This is a genomic window from Methylobacterium trifolii (assembly GCF_022179685.1).
GTDB lineage: Bacteria > Pseudomonadota > Alphaproteobacteria > Rhizobiales > Beijerinckiaceae > Methylobacterium > Methylobacterium trifolii.
Window position 1 is genome coordinate 1 of the sequence record NZ_BPRB01000237.1, and the last position, 7,428, is coordinate 7,428.

Consider the following 7,428-nt stretch of genomic DNA (forward strand, 5'->3'; position numbering starts at 1 on the left):
GGGCGCTCGTGTGCGGCCGATCTCCGCCAAGTCCTTGTAGACTGCACCGGGTATGTGGCCGTTCTCGACAAGCCCGGCCGCCCAGGCATCCGCCTCACGCGCCATCGGCGTGTCGGGGTATCGGACCATGAGGCAGGAGGCGAGCACGTAGGATCGTGCCAGGGCAAGGTCTTCCGCCGGCGGGGTTCGCGGTAGCGGCTTCGCGAGGGCCGATCCGGGCAAGGCTTCAAGAAGAAGGGCCAGACCCAGTGTTCGGCACATCGGTCTCAGAGGGGCCACAGAACCATCTCCTCCACGGTGCCTTCGTTTTCTGCCGTGCTCGGGTCGTCCTGCTGCGCGCGGTAATCGTCGTGGTCATTCTCCCGAAAGGACGATCCGTCCCAGAGGGCGATATGACCGGAGGCACTCTGCCACCCGGCGACGCGGAAAGCGACGATGCCACGCTCGCCTGCGAATGCCGTCTGAAAATCCTTCTTCACCGTTTTGGGCGTCACACCGATGGTGTGGGTCAGGTAGGTTCGGAGTTCGCGCACGCGAAACAGGTAGTGCTTCTTGTCGTCGCCCAGCAAGGCATTGAGACTCAGTTGTTTGATCTGCTTGGCCGTAATCGGATGGTTGGCGTAGTTGAGCGCTCGCGACATGCGCGCAGCGCACGTATTGCCGGCGGGACCGAAGCCGGGCTCATCGATGTTTCGCTTGAGGCCGCCGCCGAGCCAGCCGAATAGATCCTTCAATGTCGGATACTTGCCGTGATCTGGGAAATAAGTCCACATCCAATCGAAGCTCGGCTTGGCCACAACGCACCTCGCGACGGTTTGCTTCCCACGATGACAGTGCATGTGGCTTTGGAGTATGTCCAGCGTATGCCGGATCGATAGACAGCTTCAGGCTGCCCGAATGCCCTGGACGACGTCCGCGGAGGGTGCCCAGATCTGATTTCGGTCCTCGCCAGCCTTCGGTTCCCATGCGATCATGCAGCCTGCCGGTCGAAGTGGCGGCCGTGTCGGATCGTCATCGATCGGGTCGGATCGAGTAGTCTCCGTTGTTGTGCGCGTCTCGATGCCGAACCGATGCCCTCGGAGGGCGCCGCACCTGTCGATGGGAGGAGGCCAGGGATGCCGACGATGCTCATCCTGCGAGGCAACAGCGGCCGCTTTCCCGATGAGGATGGCAATCCGAAGGACTACCCAAAGGGCGCGCTTCACGAGGCGGCGGCGACACAATACGCCCATCGCGTCGGGTTCAGCGGCGAGGTGCTGGACATCTCGGGCGATCGTGGGGGGAGCAGCAGATCTCGCAGCCCACAGACGATATTCGCCCTGGAAAAATTCCAGCGCCGGGACGACGTCACGGCGTTTTACGGTTTTTCGGGTGGAGGCTATAATGTCTACTGGATCTTGCAGGCCTTGAGCGAAACGGAACGTCGTCGGTTAACTTGGATCGCCGTGCTCGGCGCCCCCGAGACCGCTAAGGCGAAATACGAAGCCACGGCTTATCCCGGCGGATCGTGGACCCTCGTCTATCAACTGGACCCACCCCTGTCGGTGGCACCGAAAGGCAAAGGCCTCAAAGACGCGCACATGTTCGGTCCCGATTGGCTGCTGTCGAAGACCGCCGCCCCGCCGGCCACCACGCCTTGATGTTGCGATTCGTTCGAGCGCCAGCCGTTCACGGTCGCGGGCTATGACGATATGACAGGTCGCTCGAAGGGCGCACGTCTCGCTTTGGATATGGCATAAGGCTGCGTGCCGACATCGTCCTGTAGCTCAGCAAATCCCTGTGTCTGATTCATCCGATGATGCGCTTCGGACGTAGCTGCGCTCGGTGCCCGATCGCGGCTGCAGGAAGCCCGGTCATCGTCGGTGCTGTAGGGAGAATCCCCGCATGGATTTAGCCGATCTGGTTCGGGCGGCGGCCGAAAAGGCCCGTCGCCTCGCTGAAGGCTATCCCCGCTCAGGGCTGCGAGACGACCTGCCGTGGAAGATCATCGAGGCCTTCGACGCGGACGTGCGCGGGCACGTCGAACGGGATCGCCAAATTGAGAATGAACGCGATCGGGTGCTCATCGCCGCCGTAAAGCTAGCGGATGTTCGTCCAGACGATGAGGCGGCCGTCGTCGACGAGGCCCGCCGGGAACTCGTCGACGCGGTCGACTATCTCGAGCAGGCCGTTTTGCGCTTTGGCGTCGTCAACCGCACTGCCGGCGCACGCGGTCTGGGCGTTGCCGGTGGTCGCGTTTCAACGGATCGGTAGCTGCCCGGGCGTGCTGCGGAGGCACCCGGGTCGCGCACCGCCCGATGGTTCGGTTCCGTCGGGGACGGGCAATGCTACGGTCTCTGAGGTGAGCAAGGGCGGCAGCTTGATGCACGAGAACTACGCTCCGATCCCGAGGCTCTCCGCCTGCGGCGAGAGGGTCGGCGGCGTCTACAAAGGCGACTCGGCTGGCTCGGGCCTGAATCTCGGGCCCCGCGCCGGCGCGGCTTGGACCTGAAACACCCCCATGCGCGGGGCCGGCCTTCGGGTAATGTCATCGGCACCGGCAGGAATCCGGTCGGCTAGAAAGGAAGGCGACGATGAGGACGTCCCGACGAGACCTGATCGCGCTCGCGGCGGTGGCGACGACGTGCGGCACGCGCCGGGCGGAGGCGCTACCCGCGCCCGATCCGCTCTTCGCCCTGCCGGCCACGACCATCCCCATCCTCGGCGAGAGCCGCGTCTTCCCCGTGCGCCGCATCTACTGCATCGGCCGAAACTATGCAGCGCACGCCCTTGAGCGCGGATCCGATCCGAACCGGGAGCCGCCGTTCTTCTTCCAGAAGCCGACGGACGCGATCCAGAACGTCGCAGTCGGCGAGGTCGCGGAGCATCCCTACCCCTCGCTGACAAAGAACTACCATCACGAGATCGAGCTCGTCGCCACCCTTCATTCGGGTGGCGTTGATATCCCGATCAAGCGGGCCCTCGACCACGTCTTCGGATACGCGCTCGGGCTCGATATGACCCGCCGCGATCTTCAGAACGGCAGTGCGGCGGAAAAGAAGCCCTGGGAGATCGGGAAGAGCTTCGACAATGCCGCGGTCATCGGCCCGATCCAGCCCGTCGCGCAGGTCGGGCATCTGCGCAAGGGCGCTATCTCGCTTTCAGTCAACGGAACGATGCGGCAGAACTCCGATCTCGACAAGATGATCTGGAGCGTGGCCGAGCAGATCTCGAAACTGTCTGAGGCCTTCGCACTCAAGCCGGGTGACCTCATCTATTCGGGCACACCCGAGAACGTCGGAGCGGTGTCCAGGGGCGACGTGCTCCTCGGCAAGCTCGACGGTCTGCCTGATCTGTCGATCCGCATCGTCTGATCCACGCGCGCTTCAGCCGGTTGGAGACGAGAGGCCAGCCTCTCGTGCAGGAACCAGTTCAAGAGCGGCGAGGCCCGTGCCGCGGCGTTTGTAGGCGATCCGGTCACCGAAGTTCCGGAAGGCGCCGCCGTAGCAGAACAGGAAGACGGAGCGCATCAGCTTCGACTTCGTGCCCGGCAGATCGCGCGGCAGCTCGATCGGTCGGTAAAGCCATCGCGCAGGATGTGGGGCGCTCCGAGCCCGAGGAACCAGACGGCAAAGCGCATGGATGGCGCGGTCAGGATACGATGTCCCAGACCAAGACGCCCGTGACGAAAGCCTTGCACTCTGGAACCACCGCCATCCGCATCACGCCCTTGGGTCGAAGCTTGTCCAGCCAGGGAAAATCCTTTGCGGCCCGGCAAAGGTGTCCTTTGATAGGTAAATCAGCGGATCACTGGACGCACGAACACGATGGCGACGATTAGGAAGTTGCGCGGACGTTGGCAGGCTGCTGTGCGCCGGAAGGGCATGCAACCTCGAGCCAAGAGCTTCGACACCAAGACTGACGCCGAGCGCTGGGCGCGCAGCCTCGAAGCTGAACTCGACCGCAACGGCGTCTTGCCCGACACCAGGCTGGCTGAGAACTCCACCCTGGCCCAGATACTTACTCGCTACCGGGACACGGTCTCGCCGGAGAAGCGCAGTGCAGTGACCGAGATTGCGCGCATCAACGCTATCCTACGCCGGGCCATCACCCATCGAACGATGACCCGTTTGTCGACCGCCGACATCGCCGCCTACCGCGACGAGAGGCTCAAGACGGTCGCACCGGCAACAGTGATCCGCGAGCTCAACACGATCTCGCACGCCATCGACACTGCCCGCCGCGAGTGGGACATTCACCTCTCCCAAAACCCCTGCAAGCTCGTGCGCCGGCCATCTGCCCCGAAAGGCCGCACGCGACGACTGGAAGGCGACGAGGAGCAGCGCTTGCTCGCCGCCGCCGACATGGGTCGCGTGCCTTACCTGCGCCCGCTGATCGAGCTTGCGATCGAGACTGGAATGCGCCGAGGTGAACTGCTCGGCCTACGTTGGGAGCACATCGACCTCGACAAGCGCGTTGCGCATTTGCCCCAAACGAAGAACGGCACCAGCCGCGACGTGCCCCTGTCTTCTCGCGCCGTCGAGACTCTAAGAGGGCTCAGGACAGGCGACAGCACCACGGTGTTCACGGCAGCCCCAAATGCCGTCCGGCTCGCCTGGGAGCGTCTGCGACGACGTGTGAGCCTTGAGGATCTGCATCTGCATGATCTTCGGCACGAGGCCGTATCGCGCCTGTTCGAGAAAGGGTTCAATGTCGTTGAGGTGGCTGCCATCTCCGGCCACCGTGAGTTGAGAATGCTCACGCGCTATACGCACTTGCGGGCAGCTGACCTCGCCATTCGGCTGGGTTAAGCAAATAAGGACCAATAAAAATTACTATAAATAATGAGGATTTGTATTTTATCTGAGTATTTGATGAGTATTATTCTTTTGATACGCTAATAATGCAAGGTAAGTCAATATTGAATTATCAACTCACGTGGCTGATGGGCGTGTTGTAAAATTTCGAAACCGGTTATGCAACCATGTGAAGGTAACTATGTAAAAAAATCCTAGTTGATCTTGAGGATTAATGGTAGGTAAAGTGAAAGGATCTTTAAGTCGGAGTGAATGACGTTGAAAGTTTATCCCTTTAGTCCTGAAGAAAATGGCGAGCATCCGTGGGATGAAATCAATTATTTGCAGGAATACATTTGCAGCACGGGCAAAGCTGGATCGCATGAAATAACTTCATACATGGACAAGTTTGAGACGCATCTACAGACTCTTCTTAATTTTACTGTGGATTGTAAGCTTGCAGAATTAACAAGTGATGTTGCGCTTGACCGAATGGTATTGAGATATCTTGTCAAGCATCTGGATTGGATATCAAAAATAACAGACTTTATCAACCAAACATTGAGCGATGTCATAGTGAATTACGATATATCTAACGCTGCGATTGAGCCAATTCTAGAGCATGATTATTCTACCATTTGGCGGAACAATCAAAAGCGTATTGCGCAAAGGGGGGCCCAGGAACGACGCGTAGACGAGAATGTTCTCGCGCGCATGACGGCGAACAGCAAAAACAACATTCCTGTGCCGGATAAAACGAAGGTGCGACGTAGACGCCAGTCACCGAAAAAGTGAACCTCGGTAATTTGAGTATTCAATGGTCATATAGGCGATTTATTGCAAGATTTGATCTTGATATTTCTTGAGCTCGGCCGGAGCGCTGGGAGCGGTGTGCCCGATCAGCCCGGCTGGACCGTCCGTGTTGAAGGCCAGCACCCAGTCGCGCACGGTCTACAGGTTCAGGGTGTGTTTCGGCGTGCAACTTTGGCTCTGACGCACTTTCGCTGATCCTCAAGGCGTGAGGCCGATCAGGCGAGCTTGGAGCAGGTCGATCTTGCCGCGGCCGTACATCTGGCGCTTTACAAGCTTGAGCTTGGTGATCTGTCCCTCCGTTTGGCCGTTCGACCACGGCAGCGTGATCGCGGCCTGAACTGCGGCTCGGTCTTGACCGATGCCGCGCGCGAAGGAGGCGACGAGACTCGCCTCAGCTCGCCTGAGCCATCCTTCGAACTGGCCAAGCTCGTTTCCTCGTACCATCGTCTGGAAGGCGCCGACCACCTCGCGCGCCTCGACCAGCGCCGGCACCCCTTCCTCGACGGCGGCCACGGTCAGCGTCTCCGCCCTGGTCAACCGGTCCCGACCCGTCGTCAGCAGTCGTGCCAAGGTTCGCGCCGACGGCACGCGCTGAAGCCGCTCGATGTTGGCCTGCTCTGCGCGACGGCGCCGCGTCGCCCATTCCCCGACGACCCGGAGCGATCCTTGGAAGCCCTGCACCTTCGCCTTCCGCCAAAGTTCGGTGGCATTGCGATTGCCAGCGTCCCACTGGGCATCGAGCCAGAGCAGATGGGCTTCGAGCGAACTCTGGCGGACCCGGAAGACGTCCGTACGCTCGCCACGCAGGACCGCACGCACCACCTTGCGGCTGTGGCCCAGGCGCTGGCCGATCCGGCGGATCGGGACGCCGGCCTCGGCGAGCGCGCGGATGGCCGCGTCCGCCTCTTCCCGCCGCAGGTAACCCTCGTACTGGATGCGCTCAGCCGCGGTGAGGAGCGCCGGATCAAGGGTGGCCGCGCCAACGACCTCGCGAACCTGACGCATCGACCTGCGTACGGCGTCGAGGAAGCCGCGGCTGGCGTTCTCCATGAGGTGCCAACGATCGGCGACTTGGATAGCCTGCGGCAGAGCGCGGGCGATAGCCTCACCATATCCGCCGCCACGGTCGCGGGCGACAATCTCGATCGAGGCGTTCTCCTTCAGCCAGGTCTGTGCGGTGGCCTGTTCGCGGTCCGGTAGGAGCGCCACGATGCGGCGGCATTCGAGATCGCAGACCAGGGTGCCGTAGCGGTGGTTGCGTCGCCAGGCGAAGTCGTCGATGCCGATGACGCCGAGCGAATCGGACCGTGTCGTCGCCCGTCGGCGGACGACGCGCAGGAGAGTGTCGCGACTGACCGGCAGCATGAGACGCTGGGCAAGGCCCGCACCGGGCCGACCGCCAAGCGCGAGACCGACGTGATGGACGATCTGCTCAAGCCGCGAGGTGCGTCGCGCGAAGGCGGGAAGAACGCCATCGGGAAAACGCTCGGCGAAGATCTTCCGCCTGCAGGCAGCTGCGTCGCACCAGAAGCGTCGTACGACGACCTGGAGCTCGACGCGCCGGCCACCGAGCGGCAGGTCGGCGGCACGGCGCTGGTAGCGGCTTTGGATGCGACGCGAAGGGGTCCGGCAGTCTGGGCAGCTCGTCACTGCGGCTCCCGACCTCACGACCAGATCGGTCCGATCGGCGCCGACATCGACATAATCGACGACGAATCCAGCGGGTACGAGGCTCGACGATCGGAAGCGAGGGCGCATGCTGCGGCTCCATCGTGGATGTCCACATCCTCAACGCCGCCGGCATCAGCAAGAGTGAGTCAGAGCCAAAGTTGCACGCCGA

Annotated in this window: 8 protein-coding genes; 5 read left to right on the plus strand and 3 right to left on the minus strand. The window is 61.8% G+C overall.

Features of this window, described 5'->3' with window-relative positions; genetic code table 11:
* Positions 1 to 266 precede the first annotated feature (266 nt).
* Positions 267 to 797 carry a T6SS effector amidase Tae4 family protein gene (locus tag COGEMETH_RS19355; protein WP_238184238.1) on the minus strand — a complete coding sequence of 177 codons (531 nt, stop codon included), beginning with the start codon at positions 795 to 797 and terminating at the stop codon, positions 267 to 269.
* Between the two features lie 318 nt (positions 798 to 1,115).
* Between COGEMETH_RS19355 and COGEMETH_RS19360 the strand changes: the two genes are divergently transcribed.
* From COGEMETH_RS19360 to COGEMETH_RS19370, 3 genes are all read left to right on the plus strand, one after another.
* On the plus strand, positions 1,116 to 1,640 hold the full coding sequence (locus tag COGEMETH_RS19360) for a hypothetical protein (RefSeq protein WP_238184239.1): 525 nt from the start codon (positions 1,116 to 1,118) through the stop codon (positions 1,638 to 1,640).
* A 244-nt stretch (positions 1,641 to 1,884) separates the two neighbouring features.
* On the plus strand, positions 1,885 to 2,253 hold the full coding sequence (locus tag COGEMETH_RS19365) for a hypothetical protein (protein ID WP_238184240.1): 369 nt from the start codon (positions 1,885 to 1,887) through the stop codon (positions 2,251 to 2,253).
* A gap of 320 nt (positions 2,254 to 2,573) precedes the next feature.
* On the plus strand, positions 2,574 to 3,353 hold the full coding sequence (locus COGEMETH_RS19370; RefSeq protein WP_238184241.1) for a fumarylacetoacetate hydrolase family protein: 780 nt from the start codon (positions 2,574 to 2,576) through the stop codon (positions 3,351 to 3,353).
* Positions 3,354 to 3,365: 12 nt separating this feature from the next.
* Here COGEMETH_RS19370 and COGEMETH_RS19375 read toward each other — a convergent pair whose 3' ends face one another.
* Positions 3,366 to 3,509: a hypothetical protein gene (locus COGEMETH_RS19375; RefSeq protein WP_238184242.1), complete on the minus strand. Its 144-nt coding sequence runs from the start codon at positions 3,507 to 3,509 to the stop codon at positions 3,366 to 3,368.
* A 297-nt stretch (positions 3,510 to 3,806) separates the two neighbouring features.
* Between COGEMETH_RS19375 and COGEMETH_RS19380 the strand changes: the two genes are divergently transcribed.
* Both COGEMETH_RS19380 and COGEMETH_RS19385 read left to right on the plus strand, forming a co-directional pair.
* Positions 3,807 to 4,790: an integrase gene (locus tag COGEMETH_RS19380; RefSeq protein ID WP_238184243.1), complete on the plus strand. Its 984-nt coding sequence runs from the start codon at positions 3,807 to 3,809 to the stop codon at positions 4,788 to 4,790.
* Between the two features lie 258 nt (positions 4,791 to 5,048).
* Positions 5,049 to 5,570, plus strand: a complete 522-nt coding sequence (locus COGEMETH_RS19385) for a hypothetical protein (protein ID WP_238184244.1) — start codon at positions 5,049 to 5,051, stop codon at positions 5,568 to 5,570.
* A 216-nt stretch (positions 5,571 to 5,786) separates the two neighbouring features.
* Here the strand turns inward: COGEMETH_RS19385 and COGEMETH_RS19390 are convergent, their stop codons facing one another.
* On the minus strand, positions 5,787 to 7,346 hold the full coding sequence (locus COGEMETH_RS19390) for an ISL3 family transposase (RefSeq protein ID WP_238184245.1): 1,560 nt from the start codon (positions 7,344 to 7,346) through the stop codon (positions 5,787 to 5,789).
* Positions 7,347 to 7,428 lie beyond the last annotated feature (82 nt).